Annotated in this window: 17 protein-coding genes; 13 read left to right on the plus strand and 4 right to left on the minus strand. The window is 48.3% G+C overall.

What is annotated here, in order from left to right; translation table 11 throughout:
• The first annotated feature begins 12 nt into the window (after positions 1 to 12).
• Positions 13 to 1,530 (plus strand): F0F1 ATP synthase subunit alpha, encoded by a 1,518-nt coding sequence (gene atpA, locus AM1_RS03980; protein ID WP_012161508.1) that lies wholly within the window; start codon positions 13 to 15, stop codon positions 1,528 to 1,530.
• 9 nt (positions 1,531 to 1,539) lie between these two features.
• Positions 1,540 to 2,493, plus strand: a complete 954-nt coding sequence (locus AM1_RS03985) for a F0F1 ATP synthase subunit gamma (RefSeq protein WP_010468100.1) — start codon at positions 1,540 to 1,542, stop codon at positions 2,491 to 2,493.
• Positions 2,494 to 2,549: 56 nt separating this feature from the next.
• Here AM1_RS03985 and leuB read toward each other — a convergent pair whose 3' ends face one another.
• Together leuB and AM1_RS03995 are read right to left on the minus strand one after the other, a co-directional pair.
• The gene (gene leuB, locus AM1_RS03990) at positions 2,550 to 3,638 is read right to left on the minus strand and encodes a 3-isopropylmalate dehydrogenase (RefSeq protein ID WP_012161509.1); all 1,089 of its coding nucleotides are present in this window, start codon (positions 3,636 to 3,638) and stop codon (positions 2,550 to 2,552) included.
• A 129-nt stretch (positions 3,639 to 3,767) separates the two neighbouring features.
• Positions 3,768 to 4,361, minus strand: coding sequence for a Uma2 family endonuclease (locus AM1_RS03995; RefSeq protein ID WP_012161511.1), 594 nt, complete (start codon positions 4,359 to 4,361; stop codon positions 3,768 to 3,770).
• Positions 4,362 to 4,523: 162 nt separating this feature from the next.
• Between AM1_RS03995 and AM1_RS04000 the strand changes: the two genes are divergently transcribed.
• From AM1_RS04000 to AM1_RS04015, 4 genes are all read left to right on the plus strand, one after another.
• Positions 4,524 to 5,105, plus strand: coding sequence for a Uma2 family endonuclease (locus tag AM1_RS04000; protein WP_012161512.1), 582 nt, complete (start codon positions 4,524 to 4,526; stop codon positions 5,103 to 5,105).
• 224 nt (positions 5,106 to 5,329) lie between these two features.
• Positions 5,330 to 6,394, plus strand: coding sequence for a ribosome small subunit-dependent GTPase A (gene rsgA, locus AM1_RS04005; protein WP_012161513.1), 1,065 nt, complete (start codon positions 5,330 to 5,332; stop codon positions 6,392 to 6,394).
• 114 nt (positions 6,395 to 6,508) lie between these two features.
• Positions 6,509 to 7,474: a homocysteine S-methyltransferase family protein gene (locus AM1_RS04010; protein ID WP_012161514.1), complete on the plus strand. Its 966-nt coding sequence runs from the start codon at positions 6,509 to 6,511 to the stop codon at positions 7,472 to 7,474.
• 91 nt (positions 7,475 to 7,565) lie between these two features.
• Positions 7,566 to 7,991, plus strand: a complete 426-nt coding sequence (locus AM1_RS04015) for a hypothetical protein (RefSeq protein ID WP_012161515.1) — start codon at positions 7,566 to 7,568, stop codon at positions 7,989 to 7,991.
• Here the strand turns inward: AM1_RS04015 and leuD are convergent.
• Positions 7,973 to 8,563 (minus strand): 3-isopropylmalate dehydratase small subunit, encoded by a 591-nt coding sequence (gene leuD / locus AM1_RS04020; RefSeq protein ID WP_012161516.1) that lies wholly within the window; start codon positions 8,561 to 8,563, stop codon positions 7,973 to 7,975. The genes AM1_RS04015 and leuD overlap by 19 nt on opposite strands.
• Positions 8,564 to 9,287: 724 nt before the next feature.
• Here leuD and AM1_RS04025 point away from each other — a divergent pair.
• The 7 genes from AM1_RS04025 to AM1_RS04055 all read left to right on the plus strand — a co-directional run bounded on the left by AM1_RS04025 (position 9,288) and on the right by AM1_RS04055 (position 19,243).
• Positions 9,288 to 9,680 (plus strand): late competence development ComFB family protein, encoded by a 393-nt coding sequence (locus tag AM1_RS04025; protein WP_010474433.1) that lies wholly within the window; start codon positions 9,288 to 9,290, stop codon positions 9,678 to 9,680.
• A 643-nt stretch (positions 9,681 to 10,323) separates the two neighbouring features.
• Entirely contained in the window at positions 10,324 to 11,553 is a 1,230-nt protein-coding gene (locus AM1_RS04030) for a response regulator (protein ID WP_012161518.1), read from the plus strand.
• A 103-nt stretch (positions 11,554 to 11,656) separates the two neighbouring features.
• Complete coding sequence (locus AM1_RS04035; RefSeq protein WP_010474437.1) at positions 11,657 to 12,016, plus strand: response regulator; 360 nt, start codon at positions 11,657 to 11,659, stop codon at positions 12,014 to 12,016.
• A gap of 3 nt (positions 12,017 to 12,019) precedes the next feature.
• Positions 12,020 to 12,514, plus strand: a complete 495-nt coding sequence (locus AM1_RS04040; RefSeq protein ID WP_012161519.1) for a chemotaxis protein CheW — start codon at positions 12,020 to 12,022, stop codon at positions 12,512 to 12,514.
• A 180-nt stretch (positions 12,515 to 12,694) separates the two neighbouring features.
• On the plus strand, positions 12,695 to 15,103 hold the full coding sequence (locus AM1_RS04045) for a methyl-accepting chemotaxis protein (RefSeq protein WP_041659045.1): 2,409 nt from the start codon (positions 12,695 to 12,697) through the stop codon (positions 15,101 to 15,103).
• Between the two features lie 149 nt (positions 15,104 to 15,252).
• Positions 15,253 to 18,690 carry a response regulator gene (locus AM1_RS04050; protein WP_012161522.1) on the plus strand — a complete coding sequence of 1,146 codons (3,438 nt, stop codon included), beginning with the start codon at positions 15,253 to 15,255 and terminating at the stop codon, positions 18,688 to 18,690.
• A gap of 19 nt (positions 18,691 to 18,709) precedes the next feature.
• On the plus strand, positions 18,710 to 19,243 hold the full coding sequence (locus AM1_RS04055) for a chemotaxis protein CheW (RefSeq protein ID WP_012161523.1): 534 nt from the start codon (positions 18,710 to 18,712) through the stop codon (positions 19,241 to 19,243).
• Positions 19,244 to 19,704: 461 nt separating this feature from the next.
• Here AM1_RS04055 and AM1_RS04060 read toward each other — a convergent pair whose 3' ends face one another.
• The gene (locus tag AM1_RS04060) at positions 19,705 to 19,989 is read right to left on the minus strand and encodes a hypothetical protein (RefSeq protein WP_012161525.1); all 285 of its coding nucleotides are present in this window, start codon (positions 19,987 to 19,989) and stop codon (positions 19,705 to 19,707) included.
• Positions 19,990 to 20,449 lie beyond the last annotated feature (460 nt).

Consider the following 20,449-nt stretch of genomic DNA (forward strand, 5'->3'; position numbering starts at 1 on the left):
AGAGCAAGTCCCATGGTAAGCATCAGACCCGACGAAATTAGCAATATTATTCGCCAACAGATTGAACAATACGACCAGCAAGTCAAAGTTGACAATGTTGGCACCGTCCTCCAGGTGGGTGACGGTATCGCCCGTGTTTATGGCCTAGAACAAGCCATGGCCGGGGAACTTCTAGACTTTGAGGACGGTACTGTCGGTATCGCCCTAAACCTGGAAGAAGACAATGTGGGTGCGGTGCTCATGGGAGACGGTCGTGACCTGCAGGAAGGCAGCACGGTGCGCTCCACGGGCAAAATCGCCCAGATTCCCGTGGGTGATGCTCTGATTGGTCGCGTTCTAGATGCTCTCGCTCGCCCTATCGATGGTAAAGGCGACATCAACACTTCTGAAACTCGCCTGATTGAGTCCCCCGCTCCTGGCATTATTGAGCGGAAATCTGTGTATGAGCCCATGCAAACGGGTATCACTGCGATTGACTCCATGGTGCCCATTGGCCGAGGTCAGCGTGAGTTGATTATTGGTGACCGTCAAACCGGTAAGACCGCCGTTGCCATTGACACCATCCTCAACCAAAAGTCTGAAGATGTGATTTGTGTCTACGTCGCCATCGGTCAGAAAGCCTCTACCGTGGCTCAAGTGGTTGAAGTCTTAAGAGAGCGGGGTGCCCTTGACTACACCGTTGTGGTGGCTGCCAACGCCAACGACCCTGCAACGCTACAATATTTGGCTCCTTATACCGGTGCTGCCATTGCTGAGTACTTTATGTACAACGGCAAGCACACCTTGGTGATCTACGATGACCTTTCCAAGCAAGCTCAGGCCTATCGTCAGATGTCTCTACTTCTCCGTCGTCCACCCGGACGTGAGGCTTATCCTGGTGATGTGTTCTATCTCCACTCTCGCTTGTTGGAGCGGGCAGCCAAGCTCAGTCCCGAATTGGGTGAAGGGAGTATGACCGCCCTACCGATTGTGGAAACTCAAGCGGGTGACGTGTCGGCCTATATTCCTACCAATGTTATTTCCATTACCGACGGTCAGATTTTCTTGTCTTCTGACTTGTTCAACGCTGGCTTACGTCCTGCCATTAACGCCGGTATTTCCGTGTCCCGAGTGGGATCTGCCGCTCAAATCAAAGCCATGAAGCAGGTCGCCGGTAAGCTAAAGCTGGAATTGGCTCAGTTTGCTGAACTAGAAGCATTCGCTCAGTTTGCCTCTGACCTAGACCAAGCTACCCAGAATCAGTTGGCTCGGGGTGCTCGTCTGCGGGAAATTCTGAAGCAGCCTCAATATTCTCCATTACCAGTAGAAGAGATGGTTGCAGTCATTTATGCCGGTACCAATGGCTATCTGGATGATGTTCCTACTGATAAAGTGACGGAGTTCGTTCAAGGTATGCGGGATGACCTGAAAGCTAACCATGCGAAGTATGGCGAGCTGGTCCGCAGCGAGAAGAAAATGGGTGACGAGGCCGAAGGAATTCTCAAAACAGCCATTGCTGACTTTAAGAAATCTTTTATGGCTGCGGTCTAGGAGGGAATTATGCCAAACCTCAAATCGATTCGTGATCGTATTTCAACGGTCAAGAATACTAAAAAAATTACCGAGGCGATGCGGCTAGTGGCCGCCGCCAAGGTCCGGCGTGCCCAAGAGCAGGTCACAGCAACCCGTCCCTTTGCGGATCGTCTTGCTCAAGTGCTCTATGGTTTGCAGGCTCGACTCAAGTTCGAAGAAGTGGAGTTACCCCTGCTGCAAGAACGGGCTTTGCGTAAAGTCTGTCTCTTAGTAGTCACAGGCGATCGCGGTCTCTGTGGTGCTTATAACAGCAGTGTGATTAAGCGAGCAGAAGAGCGATCCAATGAGCTAAAAGCCAAAGGGATTGACTATACATTCGTCCTCGTGGGTCGGAAAGCGATTCAGTATTTCCAACGCCGAGATCAGCCTATCGAAGCCACCTACGGTGGCCTGGAGCAAATCCCGACGGCTCAAGAAGCTTCTGAAATTGCTGATGAACTCTTGTCCCTCTATCTATCAGAAGAAGTAGATCACGTTGAGTTGATTTACACCCGGTTTATCTCCCTGGTGAATTCTCGACCTGTGGTCCAGACCTTACTGCCTCTCGATCCAGATGCGTTGGTCGTTGCTGAAGAAGATGAAGTCTTCCGATTGACCACCCGGGGTGGGCAGTTTCAGGTGGAACGTGAGCGCATGGAGCGGGGAACTCCCCAGGAAATGCCGTCTGACATGATCTTCGAGCAAAATCCCATTCAGATTCTGGATGCTTTGTTGCCGCTGTATTTAAACAATCAGCTACTACGGGCATTGCAAGAATCAGCCGCCAGTGAATTGGCTGCTCGAATGACTGCGATGAACAATGCCAGTGATAATGCGTCTGAACTGATTGGAACGCTGACCTTGTCCTATAACAAGGCGCGACAAGCAGCGATTACGCAAGAACTGCTTGAGGTGGTTGGTGGTGCTGAAGCCCTAAATTAAAGGGTTTTACCTCCGCAGTCCGACTGCTCTCTTGATCTAAGTGTTTATATTCCCCGTCAGCCCTGGTTCAGTATCTGAATCAGGGTTTCCCCTATCGCCTTACAGCCCAGAACGGTTGTACCTGGAGATTGAATATCACCTGTCCGATAGCCCTGAGCCAACAAAGTCAGCACAGCAGATTCAACTTTATCCGCCGCTGCTGGCTGATCCAATCCATAGCGCAACATCATCGCCACACTCAGCACTTGGGCCAAAGGATTTGCCTTATCCTGACCCGCAATATCCGGGGCAGAGCCATGAACAGGTTCAAATACCCCTGGGCCATCTGCCCCTAAACTGGCCGAGGGCAACATGCCAATACTGCCCGTGAGCATCGCGGCAATATCCGAGAGAATATCGCCAAATAGATTACTGGTCACGATAGTGTCAAACTGTTTAGGCCAGCGGACCAGCTGCATAGCTGCGTTATCTACATACAGATGAGAGAGTTCTACATCAGGATATTCAGAGGAGAGATCGGTGATGCGATCGCGCCACAGTTGCGACACTTCTAATACATTGGCTTTATCCACCGAACAGAGCTTTCCACCCCGTTTTTGGGCCGTTTCAAAGGCGACTCGACCAATCCGATCAATCTCAGCCACGGTATAGGCCATCGTATTGACGCCGCGTTGTTCCCCCGTTTCGGTGCTAAACACCCCTTTGGGTGAGCCGAAATAGACGCCGCCCGTTAGCTCCCGCACCACCATAATGTCTACGCCCTCAACCACCTCTGGCTTCAGACTGGACGCATCAATCAGTTGGGGCAAAATTTGCGCGGGTCTCAGGTTAGCAAAGAGTTCTAGTCCTGCCCGTAATCCCAAAAGTCCAGTTTCAGGACGGAGATGGCGGGGCATTGTGTCCCATTTATAGCCCCCAATTGCAGCCAGAAGCACGGCATCACTCTGCTTACAGGCATCTAAGGTTTGTTTGGGTAGCGGGTTCTCCACCGCATCTATGGCCGCTCCTCCAATCAATGCCTCATTAAATTCAAAGGTCAAATTTTGCTGTTGCCCTACAACCTTGAGCACATCAACGGCCACGGCCATAATTTCAGGACCAATACCGTCTCCTGGCAACAGCGTAATTCGATAGGACTGAGTCATGATGGTTTCGATCAAAAGCGCACAGGCTATCTATCATATGACGCAGCAATCCCCAACACCACAGAACTTGAAAATCTTCATGACTCAGTCCCTCATCGTTGAAGAGGGGTTTCGGCGGAACCGACTAGCTTAGCGATCCGGTGGTTCAACCATGGGTGGGTCAAAGATGACATCTTCGTAGATCGCCGCCATTTCGCCTTCGTAGTTAACGCTACTCAGCGTAAAGGTTTCACTGGTAGCAGTGTAAGTCTCCAAAACCCATCTACCTTCACTCCGTCGAAAGCATTCGATTCGCTGTCGTCTAGGGTTGATTAGTACATATTCCTGCAAACTCTCTAGGGTCTGATAATCAGCGAACTTATCTCCCCGGTCATAGGCTTCTGTTGAGGCTGAGAGAACTTCTACAATCAGGCAAGGAAATTGCTTGTAGGTTGCCGTTTCCTGATCTCGGTTGTCACAAGTCACCATGACATCAGGATAGAAAAATCGGTTATTTGCGTTGATGCGAGCTTTCATATCCGAGATATAAACTCGGCATCCAGACCCTCGTAGATGATTGCGTAAGATGGCAAAGAGATTACCTGCAATGGTGACGTGGGCATCTGAAGCACCTGCCATAGCATAGACTGCACCATCCCGGTACTCATGCTTAATGGGACTGGCTTCCTCGTAAGAGAGATATTCCTCTGGAGAGAGATGGATTTGTTCTGGGGAGGCAACCATGATTTCGCTCTAGGGTAAGCAAGTTAGATCTCCCATTTAGAATAACGTGCTGTTTTCCAGAGACAATCAGAATTAACAAAAGCCAGAGACTACATCACAACTCCTAGAATAGAAAAAGAGTCAGCTCCTTATCTCTTTCTGTCAACGGAAGTGATTTTATAGATGTTATCTGAACCCCTTATTCTCAATGTTGAAACGGTTCACCTTAGTGATGAGCAGTTTTATCAGTTTTGTATCGCGAATCGCGACCTGAGAGTAGAACGGACGAAAGCAGGGAGACTTTTACTCATGCCCCCCGTCGGCGGCGAAAGTGGTAATCGTGAACTAGAGTTCGGTATTGATCTAGGGATTTGGAATCGTCAAACTCAGCTCGGCAAAGTGTTTAGCTCTTCCACCATTTTTAAGCTCCCTGGTGGTGGAGACCGTTCACCCGATGCCGCCTGGGTTCAACAAGACCGATGGCATGCTCTCACCCTTGAGCAACAGCAAAAGTTTCCACCGATCGCCCCAGATTTTGTCTTTGAATTGAGATCGCGCACAGATGCTATTGCTCCCTTAAGGGAAAAAATGGAGGAATATCTCGCCTGCGGGGTCCAGTTAGGATGGCTGTTTAACCCGCAAGAGCAGCAGGTGGAAATTTATCGCCAAAGTCACTCTGCTGAAGTTAGATCCTTACCCACAAACCTTTCTGGAGAAGATGTTTTACCTGGGTTCCAGTTATCTGTTGAACGGTTTGCAGACTGAAATTACAATGGTCACTTTTGTTCAAAACGATTACTGTAGAAATATCCCTCACTTCATCAACGGAGGTGCACCTATGTCGGTCATTGATTTTATCTCTACAACTGATCTGGCTTGACCCTTAGAGGCATTTGTTACCTTCCATAGTCCACTTGAAATATGGTGGTAGATAAGATTTTGCGCCTCTAGGTGTCTGGCTTACCCCTATAGACACTTAAGGCATTCCCATGAATTTAGATTTACTGGGCTGGAGCGACGATCTTGCTCTCAGCTTTGCTCCGTTTGCAGCCCAACAATTCCAGGTGGGTCGAGTCATCCGTCAACATAAGCAGCTTTACACCCTTTATACCGAATCAGGAGAATTTGCAGCTGAAATCAGCGGTAAGTTTCGCTATCAAGTCCAGAGCGCAGAAGATCTGCCCTGCGTCGGAGACTGGGTGGTTATTGCTGCTTCAGCCCAAACTGCTACAATTCAGCATCTGTTGCCTCGGCGTACCTTATTTTCCCGTAAGGTGGCCGGAGGGACGACGGAGGTTCAACTAATTGCAGCCAACCTGGATAGCGTTTTTCTGGTCTGTGGATTAGACCATGACTTTAATGTGCGGCGGATTGAGCGCTACCTGGTGATGATTTGGGAGAGCGGTGCTCGACCGATCATTGTCTTAAATAAGGTCGATATTGGTGAGCAGATTGAACAGCGTCTCCTTGACTTAGAAACTATTGCCCTGGGCATTCCCATGGTTCAAATCAGTGCTTTGCATGATCAAGGGCTGGATGAATTAAGCCCTTGGCTGCAGCCGGGACAAACCGTTGCCCTAGTGGGTTCATCTGGGGTGGGGAAATCCACGTTAACCAATCAACTCATGGGGGAACCCCTCCAGGCGGTGCAAGCAGTGCGGGCAGATGATAGCCGTGGACGCCATACCACCACCAGCCGTCAGCTGATCTGCTTACCCTCCGGGGCCATCTTAATTGATACTCCGGGATTGAGAGAACTCCAGCTGTGGACAGCGCAAACGGGGGTTTCCACTACGTTTAATGAGATTGAAGCCCTAGCAGAACACTGTCGGTTTCGAGATTGTCAACATCAGAACGAACCGGGCTGCGCCGTGCAGGCGGCTTTAGCGAGTGGTCAGCTAGAGGCTCAGCGCTTGCAAAGCTACCAAAAACTCCGTAAGGAAGAAGCCTACCTGCACCGCAAGCAAAATCACAAAGCACAGATTAACACCAAAGCTCGCTGGAAAAAGATCACTAAATCTATGCGGCAGCGGCAGAAAGATCAATGGCAGTGAGATCAGGGGCAGGGGCTGTGATTGGGACTAGGATCTGGGGTGATAGTGATCATTGTTCTGTTTGTTGAAATCCCACACCCTGAAAGGTATATGCATCTAACAGGGGAGCAGCCCATGCCTCAATATCGACAAAATTTACCCCAATTATCGAGCGACGTTTTTTTGACGGATGGAGGGCTGGAAACCACTCTGATCTTTCATGAAGGCATCGATTTACCTGACTTTGCTGCCTTCGATTTATTGAAAGATAACCAAGGTTATGAAGCCCTTTACGAGTACTTTCAAACTTATGCTCAGCTCGCTCAGACCTATGAAGTGGGCCTGATCCTAGAAAGTGCGACCTGGCGGGCTAATCCAGACTGGGGAACCAAGCTCGGGTATGATGCAGCCGAGTTGGCCGCTGTGAATCGAAATGCGATCGCACTTCTCCATACCATTCGCCAGCAATACGAAACCGAAGCTAGCCGCATGGTCATTAGTGGCTGTATCGGCCCTCGGGGAGACGGGTATCAGGTCGATACGGCCATGACTCCTGCCGAAGCTCAGGTGTATCATCTGCCCCAAATTGAAGCGTTTAAAGAGGCCGAAGCCGATATGGTCAGTGCCGTCACCATGACCTATACCGAGGAAGCCATTGGCATTACTCGGGCGGCCCACCTAGTCGGTATGCCTGTGGTCATCTCCTTCACTGTGGAAACCGACGGCAAGCTACCGACAGGGCAGGGATTAAAAGATGCGATCGCACAAGTTGATGCGGCCACGGGCAATGGGCCAATTTATTACATGATTAACTGTGCCCATCCGTCCCATTTCGAGCAGATATTCGCAACCAACGAACCTTGGTTAACCCGCATTCATGGACTCCGGGCCAATGCCTCCACCAAAAGTCATGCAGAACTGGATGAAGCGGTCGATTTGGATGATGGCAATCCCCAAGAGCTGGGTCAGCAATATTTAAATTTAAGTGATGCTTTGCCCAACCTAAATGTCCTCGGTGGATGTTGTGGCACCGACCATCGGCATATTGAAGCAATCTGCAAAGCCTGTCTACCAGCGCGGTCAGCCGTCCATGCATCCTAAGCCAGATCCCCTCATAGCCCCTATGGTCGTCACTGCAGACAAATTTCAATATGGTAATCATAGACATGACCCCTTTCACTAGCGTCCGGCCATGAGTACCGATCAGTCTCTTCCTCAACTCCCCTGCATTCTCCGATATAAAAGAGAGGTTGCAGTGGTCTTTATGTTGTTAGGGGGGCTGAACGTCGGTTTGGGGATGTGGCTTTTATTTTTAGGCGAGTTTCAATTCCCCCTGATCTTAGGATGTCTCATTGGTTACATTGGTTTCGGCTATTTCACCAAACCCATTGCGGCCATTCATCCGGACCACGTGGTGTTGTACAACATGTTAGGAAGAGAGGTTAGATCCTATTCCCTTGAAACCTTTAGCGATTTGCAGTTCCAGGGGCGGCAACTGTATGTTCAGCAAGGAGACGCCTTGAAGAAAGTGAGACTGTCTCCGTGGATCATTCACGCTAAAGATTGGCAAAACCTGGAAACCATGGTGCGATCGCAACCTCAACTCCAAGCCAAATAAGGGAGCCGTTCTGTCGTTGCTTCAATTTGTTTGACCTGCCCCAACAATTGACCACAGGCATCCCAGGTACCCGACAGCATCATCTGTCGAGGGCCTTCGCCCATATGGATGGGATGGGACACATCCCCCCAGGCTACAGTCATTTGGTCTAAATTAATTTGCACCGACGTCCCAGGATGCTCAGTCAGATGGGATTGCAGTTGCTGCACCACATCAGCAGCAGCCGTAACGCAGGGAATACCAATTGCCACACAATTCCCAAAAAAGATTTCGGCAAAACTCTCGCCAATAATCGCCTGAATCCCCCATTTTGAAATCGCTTGGGGGGCATGTTCCCTAGACGAGCCACAGCCGAAATTACCATTAACAACTAATACCGTTGCCCCTTGGAATTGGGGTAAATCAAACGGATGCTGGCCTCCCGTTTGCTGGCGATCATCTGCAAATACCTGTTGTCCCAGGCTGTCAAAGGTAACGCATCGCAAGAATCGGGCAGGAATAATCCGATCCGTATCGATATCGTTGCCAGTCAAGGGAATACCAGCGCCAGTATGGGAATGAATTTGGCTCATGATTGGGGTAATACAGATGAGGTCGGTCTTTATTCTGACATCATTTCTACCGATGACGTCAAAGAAATCAACCGGTCAGTCTGGGGAGAGTGGGTCTTATGGTGATGGGTATTGAAGACCGGACCCATCAGAAAAAGTTGTCTACGTCAGACTTTATCCTCAAACATTGGCCCGCCAGGTGTGACAATTGAGTGTCTTAGCTAAACCTATATTTCACCAACCTCTAGGAGAAGAATAGCCCGTAAACCTTCAAGTTTTTAGATCAAAGAAGGTCTCAACTCCGCCGTTATCCGTGACATCAAGGGCGAGAGTCACCCGTAAATTGTGGATGTAGTAAATGCATATTCCTATGCATTTGTTGAGTTAGCTAAATTCTGCTCAGTCATGGATATAGCCAGCATCGTCTTTCGCACGTAGATCTTTTTCGGTCATTGAAGAGCCCTAGGGATATGAAGCTTTCAATCTCAATATTTCAACCGTATTTATAAGCATGAATTTGTTCTCGGGTTAAGAAAATGTAGGCAGAGCATGAACTTTCTTAGATTAAATTTATACTTTTGGGGGAAAATACGTATAAAACTGAAACAGTGACGAATCAAGATAAAAGCATGTGCATTTGAACAAAGTCACGATTAACCGAGAATATTCGGAGGCTACCCCATACTAAATTTGAAAAAATATGGGGAACACTAGTTTTATGAGGCAGGGACACTAGTCTAAACACATGTTAAAAGCATTCTACAAAGCCCAGGTCTATAAGAACGTGATGGAAGAGCTGGTCGAAGAAGAAATCGACAGACAGACTCGCAACTTTAAACCTGAAACCGCCAAAGCTCTAAACCGCATTGATGTCGTATCCTACGCTCTCAATCGGTTGCCTCCCCTTTATGCATCTAGCCAAGAAGGGGTCTACCGGCAAAAACAGCGAGGGCAACAACAATTTGGTCAACGCCTCCGGGCTGCTGTCCATCAATCCTTAAAAGTGGTCGCTCAGCAGCCTACACGGGTGACGACTCCCCTTCTTCCCCAAGAAGAAGTCGAAGCAGAGATGCATATTGCCAGAATGGCCCTAGAGGAATTGGCTGACTCCATGACGGATCTTGAGTTGGACGGTTAAGTCTATTTCTCTCTATTCCCTTGAATTGTGGTTGCTGTTTGGTCGGGCTCCAATTCTTGCCAACTATTCGGGCTCAATCCCTTCATTATTTTATCTTGACAGATAAAAATAAGAGAACAATTTTTTACAGACTAAAAGGCTCATGGCAAAATTGCCATGAGCCTTTTAAATTTATATATACTTTGCAACCACAAATAAATATTTCTAGTTAATTTTACGGTGATCCGTTAAGACCCACGCGGGGAACTATAAATAGTAACGATCTTTAGTCAGACCGTTAACCTAAGTGGAAAAATAAAGTTTGTAGAGTTGATCGCAGGGATAACTGAAAGCAGACAAAGGATAGAGATAGTTACAAGTAACGTGACCCATAGAGAGCCAAGAGAAGAGTACGATAAGATCTTCTACTCACTCTGAATAATAAGGGAACTCTGATCATTCAAGTTGAGATTTCTTCAAGCATGAACAGAAATAACCGATTATTACTTAATGTGTCATATCCATATCTTAGTTAACGTAGATTTCTACACTTTTCTTAGCATTCTCTCCACTGAATAACTCCCACTTAATGACCTAATTTCCTCTGTATCAGTGATGCAGAGTTCACCAAACCGTTGTGTGTTGAGAAGGAAAAACAATACCCATGGCAGCAACTATGAGTGGCAAAATCTCAAATAAGCTGAACGTAGCGGACTTGCTCAGCCAGCACGCTAATGCCAAAAAAGATGGTTGCTTAGTCGTTTCTAACGGCGCTATCAATTGGTTTTTTTATTTGGAAGAAAGCCAGTTAGTTTATGCAACTTACTCAGCTGACCCCTTGGACTTATTGGATAACCATTTGCGACGACTCAGTCGCCAGGTTCCTTCCCTCAATAGCGAGGTGCGGACTCAAGTCAGAATTAACTTCAACGACGACTCTTCCGATCAAATCTGCCCGGATTATCAAGCCATTTCTTGGTTAGTGAGAACCAACCAGCTAAAGCCTGCCGAAGCGGCAACCTTGGTAGAAGGCATTGTCATCGAAATTCTAGAATCCTACCTGTTGGTGTCCGAAGGGACCTTTAAGTTCTTACCCAAATCGGCTCACCTGCCTGTATATGCCAAGCAAACCATCCCCCCCTTAGTGCAAAAATGCCAGAAACGTTTGAATGCCTGGCAGGCTTTAGGTCCCATGGTTTGGTCGCCCCATCAGCGGCTCTACTTTGCAGAGCAAAGTCCGGGCGCTGCCAAATTATCCCCCAGCAAGGTCCAGCAGTTACAGAAGATTCTGCGAGGATTTAGCTTTCGCCATCTTGGAGTGCTGCTCAACCTCGATGAACTCCAACTGGCTCAAAACCTCAATTCTTTGATTGTAGACAAAGTGATCTTGCTGCAAGATCCACAGCCTCCCTTTAATCAGTTACCTCGATTGGCCGTCGGAGCTGTTAACAGCACTTCCCAGGCAAGCGGAGCCCAGTCCGATAGTGATGCTGCATTAGGAAGTATTGGTTCCAGCGAAATTGGCCAGAAGAGTTACACCATTGCCTGTGTGGATGATAGCCCCGCCATTCTCAACACCATCAATCGATATCTGCAAGATCAAAACGTTTCGGTCGTCATGATCAGCGATCCAGTTAAAGCCTTAATCCAAATTATGCGAGCTAAGCCGGATTTGATTTTGTTAGATGTCGGTATGCCGTGGGTGGATGGTTATGAGCTTTGTCGCCTGATCCGCAAGAATTCTCAATTCAAGAAAATTCCGGTAGTGATGGTCACAGGAAACACTGGGTTAATCGACCGAGCCAAAGCCAAAGTTGCTGGAGCTACGGACTATTTAACTAAACCATTTACCCAAGCTGATTTACAAAAAATGGTCTTTCGCCACTTGACCTGATCGATACCTACAGATGTATTTTTCTGGGAAAGGGGCACTCTGAAGGTATCAGATAAGGCCATGTTTACGAGCTTACTTTGATTAGTTTTAGGAGCAATAACAAATGAGAACTGTTTTAGTAGTGGATGACGGTCCAGCCGAACTAGAACTAATTTGTAGTTATTTACGAGAAGGCGGTTATACCGTCATCAGCACAACTGATGCGAAGGATGCCTTAGCCAAAGCAGAATCTCAAAAGCCCGATCTTGTGGTAACTGATGTGGTGATGCCCGGCATGAGTGGATTCGAGCTCTGTCGTAGCTTGAAAAAGAATGAAGCAACTCAACAATTACCCGTCGTGATTTGCACCTCTAAGAATCAAGACTTAGACAAGCTCTGGGGTAAAAAACAAGGGGCAGATGCTTACGTTACTAAGCCCTTCACCCGCGAAGATTTGCTCCAAGCTGTTCAATCTGTTGTTTAAGCAATGAAACTGCCCACCTTAGACCTCCAAGCCTCGCCGTTACAAGAAGGATTAGGTGATCCTTATCTCAAGTTGCGGCTGAGTGATAGTGTGCCCGTTGCACTACCCATGGAGGCAGCACGCGAAGTCATTGTGGTACCTGTTGAGCAAATTTCGCCCATTCCCAATATGCCCACTTGTGTCCTGGGTCTTTTGAACCAGCGAAGTCGGGTGTTTTGGGTGGTGGACCTGTCCATCATGTTGGGTTATTCAGGTTTAATGACCAATGCCAGACAATATAACGTTGCCATTCTCCAGGTGGGTCAGGTGCCCCTAGGGTTAGCTGTACCCATTATCCAAGGTGTAACGCGGTTTCCCACAGATACCATTCAGTCCCCTATTGGTACGGTTGCCCCCAATATTGCGCCCTATTTACGGGGGTGTTTGCCAGAAGAGAAAGAAATTCTATTGGTTCTGGATCCTGACGCAATCGTGAACGCATCTGTATTGCAGCGTTAATACCACCATGGGGAGAAGTTTTGAAACATTGGAAATTCTTTATGTCAAAACGAACTAAAACGAGTTGATCTTGGATCTCCCCCTGGAGCAAACACCACAGCAATTTTATTTCTTCTAAGGTTCATGGAACCTTGAGTCTTCCAAACATCATTATCCGTATTCAGAGAGGCACAATTCCCCATGCATATGAAAGATCATGCAGATGATACAGCCACCAATAATGGCCATGGTGACAAAAATATTGTCCCCCTGGATCTAGAGCAAATGTCTGCTAGCTTTAACGATGCTTACCCCCCAAGTCCTGTCTCAGACGGGTCTAAAGCAGTTGCAGCTATTCAAGCCAACCCCGCCCCTAGCGCTGAACCCGTGCCGGAAGCAGCGACGGTTAAACCCCTATGGCAGCGGATGAGCCTTAAAGCGAAAGCCACCACACTTTCGGTACTCATTGGGGTTGCTCCTGTGGCTGTGGTTGGTACTGCAGCTTATTTCTTTGGTAGTCAATCGACCACCCAACAAATTATTGAGAACAGGGAAGATTTGGCAGGTAAGATTTCAGCCAAAGTCGCAACCTACATGCGAGATCGATATGGCGATATTCAAATTATGTCCAATTTGGATATCTTCACCGATCCAGCGCTCCGTGCATCCTCATCAAAGCAGATCAAACAAGCCGCTTTGGATCGATTTATTAAAACCTACGGTGTCTATAACAGCATTGCCTTCTTTGATATGAAAGGGGATGTGATTGCCCAGTCCTCCGGTAAAGCGCTGAGTAATCACAGCAGTCGTAGCTATTTCCAAGCAGCCGTAAAGAGCGGGAAACCCTATATTAGCCAACCGCTGTTATCTAAATCTTCTAAGATTTACTCCATTTACACCGTCAATGTCGTTCGCGATCAAAAAACAGGTAAGCCCATTGGCGTCGTTCGAGCCAGGATGCCAGTGTCCAATGTAGAAAACCTATTGACCGGGGTTGAGGGTTTTGAAAACGCCTATTTGATAGATAAAGATGGCCAGCTTTTTGCAGGATCTAATGCAGGTAAAGAGAGAATCGCAGCAGCCAATGCAACAGGTACGCCGATTTCAGCGAATGATGAGTTCTCCTGGTATAAAACGGTTAAAGACTCGAAACAGTCAGACCACGTGCTGACATCCGATAAGTTAGAGAGTTTTGTTCCCTTTTCAGCGATTCGCCCAGATAACCCTTATCTAAAAGAGTTGCCTACTTTGGGTTGGAAAACCATTCTAGAAACAGACAAAGGGCAAGCTTTTAGTTCAGTGCAACAGCTTCTATGGACCATTCTCCTGGGTTCCGCCGCCACCGCTGTTGTGATTGGTGCGATTGCGGTTTTGGTTGCAGAACGAGCCACCCGTCCGATTACCGATTCTGCAGACGCGGTGGATGCGATTGGTCAGGGAGACTTGGATGCTCGAGTGCAAGTCTCCGGCGACGATGAACTAGCCCAATTGGGTGGCAATATTAACCAAATGGCGGAGCAAATTCAGACGCTGATTTTGGAGCAAGAATATGCCGCTCAGCAGGAACTAGACCGGCAGACTGAAACCGCAGAACAACAGCGGAAACAGAACGAGCAATTGCAATCTGATTTGCTGACCCTGCTAACCGACGTTGAAGCCGCTTCTGATGGAGACCTAACCGTCCGAGCCAACGTGGACGCCAGCGAAATCGGAATTGTGGGTGACTTCTTTAACTCCATTATTGAAAACTTGAGAGACATTGTAGCCCAGGTACAGGTTGCTGCGACCCAGGTGAACGAGTCGGTGTCGACCAGCAGTTCTTCCATTGTGGACCTGGCTGACGATGCGAGTTCCCAGGCCGAGCAGGTGGAACAATCTCTACAATTCGTGGAAGACTTGACCCAAGCCGCCCAAGAAGTTGCAGATAACGCTCAGCAGGCTGCCGAAATTGCCAAAACAGCATCTGAAACGGCGGTGAATGGTGGAGCCACCATGGATCTAACAGTGGCCAGTATTGACCAGCTGCGTGAAACCGTTGCTGAAACGGCGAAGAAGGTGAAACGATTGGGTGAATCGTCTCAGCAGATTTCTAAAGCGGTTTCTTTGATTAACCAAATTGCGTTGCAGACCAACTTGCTGGCGATTAACGCCAGTATTGAGGCAGCTCGAGCTGGAGAAGAAGGTCGAGGCTTCGCGGTGGTTGCGGAAGAAGTGGGTGCCCTAGCGTCTCAGTCAGCAACAGCCACCAAGGAAATTGAGCAGATTGTGGAGACCATTCAGCTAGAAACTGCTGAGGTGGTCAACGCGATGGAAGTGGGTACAACCCAGGTGGTCGAAGGTACGCGCATGGTTCAAGATACCAAACAAAGCCTGGGCCAGATTGTGTCTGTGTCCCAACAGATTGCAGACCTGGTGCAAACCATTTCGGGTTCTACTGCATCCCAGACGGCGAAAGCCCAGATGCTGTCTAAGCTGGTTCAAAACGTGGCGAAGGTGTCTGAGAACACCTCCGATTCTTCTCGCCAAGTGGCCGGATCACTGCAAGAAACGGTGGAAATTGCCAAGCAGCTTCAAGCTTCCGTGAGTACCTTCAAAATTAGCGAAGCCTAATTAGACGACCGATGGGTCAAAGCAGAATTAGGTATGCCTAAGCCAGCTTTGACCCGCCATTTTTATACAACACCCAACAAGATTGAGTCCATCTTGATATCGGGTGCAGGCTATTTGCCGAGTTAATCATTGGTACTGAGAGATAAACCATGTCCCACGATAGTGAACAGGAAGTTCGCCTTCAGTTTCTGGAAGAGGCCTTTGAGCATTGCCACCAAATTGAATCGGGCCTTCTGGGAATAGGCAGCAATGGGGTTGATCGACAACAAATAGACGGCGTCTTGCGAGCTGCCCACTCCGTCAAGGGGGGAGCCGCCTTAATGGGCTTCCACAACCTGAGCCATTTGGCCCACCGTCTGGAAGATTTTTTCAAAGTCCTTAAAATCGGTAAAGTCCAGGTAGATGGCGAAACCGAAAGCCTATTGCTAACGGGCATGGATTTCATGCGTCAGGTCGCAACCCTGAATCAACAGGGAGATGACGTTGACGAACAGTGGCTAGAAACCCAGGCCAACCCAGTGATGGAACAACTCCATGATCTGCTGGGTGACCCCCAACCCGAGGACGAAGCCTCCCTGCTCTCCTCTGAGGTGGGGGAAGATATGAGCATTGTGCTCTTTGAGTCTGAAGTAGAAGAATGCTTGACTCGGCTAGAAGAGCAAGTTGCGAGCCAAGATGCGAGTATTATTGTTGCCGAATTTGATTCCACCCTGGAGGAATTGGGTGGATTAGGAGAAATGCTGGATATGGCAGCATTTCATGGGTTGTGCATGTCGACAATGCAATACCTCAAAGCCACCAATGATCCTGATCAGCAACTCAAAATTGCTGAAGTGGGCTTACAAGAATTACGGCGATCGCAAGCCATGGTCTTGGTGGGCCAAAAAGATGCCATTCCTGCGACTTTGGATCTGAGTTCCCTTGGAGACATCGCAGATGCCATCCCTCAACCGGCTGATGCATCCGCGGATCCAATGCCTGATGAAGCGGATCCATTTGCAGGCCTTGATTTATCTTTAGAACCGCTGGATTTAGGCGTGACCGATTCAGCAGACTCCGACTTGTTTGCTGGGGCTGACTTAGCCTTAGAGTCCCAAGATTTAGAAGCGACTGCAGAAGCGGATCTATTTGCAGGAGCCGATTTAGCTTTAGAACCTCAGGATTTGGAGGTGGCTTCAGTTGCAGAAACTGATCTGTTTGCAGGGGCGGAGCTAACCTTAGAGGCTCAAGATTTAGAGGCGGTTGCTCCCCTCGAAGCGGCTTCCCCAGAAGAGACGGTTCCAGAACAGGAAGAAGAGCCACAGCTAGCTCCCACGGCAGATCTGGATGCTTTTGCCAATGTGGACTTGACCGATATTGCCGAAGAAATTGAGGCGCTTGCCCCCGACAACATGGCGCTGCCTGCTGAAGGTGAGACCGCAACACCTCAGAAAGAAATAGCAGAAGAGGTCGAGTGGTCTGAGTCATTTGCGGCAGAAGCGGTTGACCTGATTAGCTCCCTTGATTCTGCTGCGCCTGAACCGCCTGTAAGTGCCCCCGTAGAAGCCCCCAAACCGGTTGAGCGTAAACCTGCTCGCAAACGGACCTCTACTCGGACGGTTGCCAAACCCATGGCGACGGGTGCTGCAGCTCCAGAGACAGCAGATACAACCATTCGAGTTCCCGTGAGTAAGCTTAATCAACTCAATGAGCTATTTGGAGAACTGATTATTGAACGGAACGGACTGCAAATGCAATTAAAGCAGTTGCGAGATCTGACCGAACTGTTGCGAGACCGAGTCCACAACTTAGATCAATCCAATGCTCAATTGCGAGCAGCCTACGACAAAATTTCAGTGCAGGAGGTGTCTGCCCAAGCGGCCCCTGCCATGGCTGTTCCGGCTGGCGTTGGCGGCCAAACTAATGGCTCGTCTGCCCCAACTAGCTATAGTAATCCTCATCTCGATAGTGATTTTGATTTACTGGAGATGGACCGCTACAGTGAAATGCACTTGCTCTCTCAGGAATTGATGGAGGCCGCGGTCCAAATTCAAGAGGTGACTGGGGATATCAATACCAGTTTGGGGGATGCAGAACAAACCACACGAGGACTGACCCGAACCTCAAAACTGATTCAGACCAGTATGACGCAGGTGAGAATGCGTCCGGTCTCCGAATTGCTGAGTCGTTTCCCCCGAGTCTTACGGGATTTGAGCTTACGATTTGGCAAGCAGGTAGAGCTGAAGGTTGTTGGGGGGTCAACCCTGGTAGACCGCTCGATTTTGGAATCACTGAATGATCCGCTGATTCACTTAATTCGCAATTCCTTTGACCATGGGATAGAAAAGCCTGAAGCACGGGTTGCCGCTGGTAAATCGCCTAAAGGCGTTATCGAAATTCGGGCTACCTATCGAGGCAACCAAACTCAAATTACCATCAAGGATGATGGGGGCGGCATTAACCTCGATAAGATCAAAAATCGAGCGATGGAAATGGGGTTAGATGCGGAAGATCTGCGGAATGCCAGCACCAGCGACTTACTCGATTTGATTTTTGAACCTGGATTTAGTACCGCTTCAGCCGTGACGGACCTATCTGGCCGAGGCGTTGGTATGGACGTGGTGCGCACCAATTTACAGAAAATTCGGGGTTCGATTGCGGTTGATACAGAAACAGGGGTCGGCACGACCTTCACGATTTCAGTGCCCTTTACCCTATCGGTCATTCGGGTGCTACTCGTTGAAGTGGCTAATATGATGTTGGCCTTCCCCACAGATATCGTCGAAGAGATGATGCTCTTGAACTCTGAAGATGTTCTAGATAGCGCCGGGGCCGAAGTCCTGAATTGGGATGGAGAAATGGTGCCGTTGGTCCGGCTCAATCAGTGGTTAAAACTGCCCCGGATTGCGAAATTACCCGATACAGAACAGACCCCCAGTATTAACTCTCCTACTGTGTTGATGGTGGAAGATGGCAATGAGCTGGTGGGCCTACAGGTGGATCGCTACTGGAGTGAACAGGAAGTCACCATTCGTCAGGCCGAGGGGAATATTGCCATGCCGGAAGGCTTTGCAGGCTGTACGATTTTGGGGGATGGTCGAGTTATTCCCCTGGTTGATGCCCTGAGCCTACTGAACTGGATGAATGATCGTAATAATGATTTCACCGGTAGCTCTAGTGCTTTGGCCGATGCATTATCTGGATCTGACGATCCAATCGTGGATACAGCCCCCCAACAAGCGTTGGTGATGGTGGTAGATGATTCCGTCAATGTGCGCCGATTCCTAGCCTTGACCCTAGAAAAGGCGGGATATCGCGTTGAGCAGGCTAAAGATGGCCAACATGCCTTAGAAAAACTCGAATCGGGCCTACCGATCCAGGCCGTGGTTTGTGATATTGAAATGCCTCGGATGGACGGCTATGGGTTCTTGGCCCATGTCAAGGCCAAGCCTAACTTAAAGTCGATTCCGGTGGCGATGCTGACATCGCGAAGTGGGGATAAGCATCGAAAGTTGGCGATGACTCTGGGGGCGTCTGCTTATTTCTCCAAACCCTTTAGGGAGAAAGAGCTGCTGCAAACCCTTGAGCAGTTTACCCAAGCAAAATGATTGTGAGTGATTGAACGCTATGGCTATTTTTTCATCGGTGCGATCGCAACGGGGTGCGAACCGCAATACCGAAGCAACTGAACAGCTCATTGCCTTCCGACTTCGGGAAGAATGGTTTGCATTACCCGTCGCGGCGGTGCAGAAAGTGATCCCTTTAGGAACCCTGCATGGCGATCCAAACCACACGGGTATTGGTTTAACCCTCCACCAAGGCCAAGAAATCACCGTCGTGGATGTGGGACATCGGATTTTCAATGAGGCTGCTTCATCTTCGGCAGCAAAGGCTCTAGAAGCGCCTTCCCCCTTGGAAGCAGATAATGCCCAAGTTTCCCAGCGATGTCTCGTCATCGTAAAAACGGGAGAAGAAGGGGTTGTGGGTGTGCCGATTGATTCTCAACCCACCATTCGCCGAGCCGGGAAGTCCCAGTTTGCCCCGTTACCCAGTTCTTACCTGAGCCGGGGAAATATCCATTGCGTCAGTTCTATGATTGTGGATGATGGAGGAGTGGAGCCTTTATTCCTACTCGATCCAGAACAACTAGCCTCCGTTTAAGTCTCTTCATTAGATATAAGTGGCAGACATTAAGTGGCGAAGAACTGCGGTTTATGTCGCTGCTTATGGGGGCTAGGGATTGGCTTTGCTTGAGTTTAAAACAAGCGAAACATCTAACTGTTTATGGAGGTAAAAGCCTCCATTATTCCTTAGAGATATTTTTAAAAATGGCATCACCCCCAAGGGATGACTCAATCAGGGATCTGCAAGAAGGAGTGACTTTAATTTGCAGCAGGGTTCCATTTAAACCCATGAAAAAATCCAAGCATAAGGAGAAAATAGTATCCTCCTAATGATGTCTTGGAGTGGTTATTGGTTGCCAAACTCCTCTATCCAATTTTCCTAGGAATTTTGAGGATAAGTAGGCAAATATTTAAGATTTTTCACGGTTGATTGGCCAAACCTGATTGCTAAATTAGGCCATCAATTTTGAGACATTCACCCTCAAGGCAAGCTCACACCTATATGGGGCGACCTCGGTACATTCTTTGAGCTTTGTTGCTTGGGGCTGATGGGGGGGGAGACTGAGCTGTGGCTTGTGAAGGGGGAGACTGGGGCGCACTACCTGCGAACACCAACTGATCGCCAGCCACAACAACTTGCGAAGATTTCAACATTGAGTTCAAACTGGCCCAAGTTTGGTCAGGGTTTGCTTGTAACCAGGCTTCTGCCATTACGGTTGCTTCAGGTTTAGGCACCTTATAGCGCATTTGCAAGGCAACGAGTACTTTAAGGCGATCGTCCATTCTATATTCCTTCAGAGTTTAATAAACCGATAGCTTTGGAAGAATACTGTTAGGTATTTAATATCATCAATATGATATCAATACTAGACCATTCTTAGGGTACCCATTTTACGGATTAGATATTCATATCCAGATTTAATTATTCTTATAAGAATATGCAGTTTATGCAATAGAAAATAAAAAACACATTACCCAATCTTCTCCTTATTAGACTGTTCAAACCCCTGCAAAAGGCTGACTAAAAGGTAGTCTATTCATGATTGAGATTGGATTTCACCTTCTAAATTCTATTCAAATTTATAGAGAATTCTTTCACGCCCTGCAAGTATCAAAGAATAGAAGCATGGTTAATAAAAAACTATACTGACTCTTAATCAGGACGTTTACATTTTTTGATTAAGCTTGGCGGTAATTCGTCCCAGACTCTCAACGGACAAAGCAGGTCTCTATGTCACGGAAT

It is taken from the genome of Acaryochloris marina MBIC11017 (genome assembly GCF_000018105.1).
In the GTDB taxonomy this organism is placed as follows: domain Bacteria; phylum Cyanobacteriota; class Cyanobacteriia; order Thermosynechococcales; family Thermosynechococcaceae; genus Acaryochloris; species Acaryochloris marina.